The organism is Allochromatium palmeri (assembly GCF_009720725.1).
GTDB classification, from domain to species: domain Bacteria; phylum Pseudomonadota; class Gammaproteobacteria; order Chromatiales; family Chromatiaceae; genus Thermochromatium; species Thermochromatium palmeri.
In genome coordinates this window covers 1-669 of the sequence record NZ_WNKT01000157.1, presented here as the reverse complement: position 1 = coordinate 669, position 669 = coordinate 1, and the positions used below count along the sequence as shown (strand labels likewise).

Genomic DNA, 669 nt, shown 5'->3' with positions numbered 1-669 from the left:
CTAGAGTGCCTAGAGTGCCGAGGTTGACGGTGACGGGTGAGGCCGTGGCGCTGATCACCGCACCCTGGCTGGTCACCACGGAGTTCGGAACCAGTGTGGTGTACGTCGGTACCGGGTCGCTGAAGCGGACATTCTCCGCAATCGCACCACCGACATGGCGAATCGTGGTGGTGTACAGCAGGGTATCGCCGGGGCTGGGGACGCCCAGCGGGGCGGTATCGGTCAGCAGGCTCCAGCGTTTCTGAACGTCCAGTTGCGGATCCGTGCCACTGATGATGGTCACCGGCGTGGGCTGGTTGCCGTTGCCGGGAAGGCCGTCGAAATCGGTCTGGGTGCTTTGGGGCGTACCGTTGTCGTTATAGGTCACCGCGCCCTGGTTGTTGACGGTGCCTGGCGTGACGCCGGCGGTGCCGGTAATGGTGACGGTGGCGCTCGCACCGGCGGCGAGGCTGTCGAGGCTGGCGGTGATGAGCTGGCCGCTGCGGGTGACGGTCGCCGTGGCGCTCGTTGCGTTGGTGACCGTGATCTGTGTCGGCACGGTGTCGCTGAACTGAAGATTAGTCAGCTCGGTGCTACCGGTATTCTCAAGGGTGATGGTATAGGTGACGGTGCCACCGGTCGCGACCGAGGCGGCGTTGACGGTCTTGCGGGCATAGAGCGCACCACCGC

The 669-nt window shown here is 65.0% G+C and carries 1 protein-coding gene; it reads right to left on the bottom strand.

Annotated features, from left to right (window positions below; all coding sequences use genetic code 11):
• On the bottom strand, positions 1–669 hold a 669-nt coding region (locus GJ668_RS19915; protein WP_155451813.1), incomplete at both ends, for a DUF7933 domain-containing protein.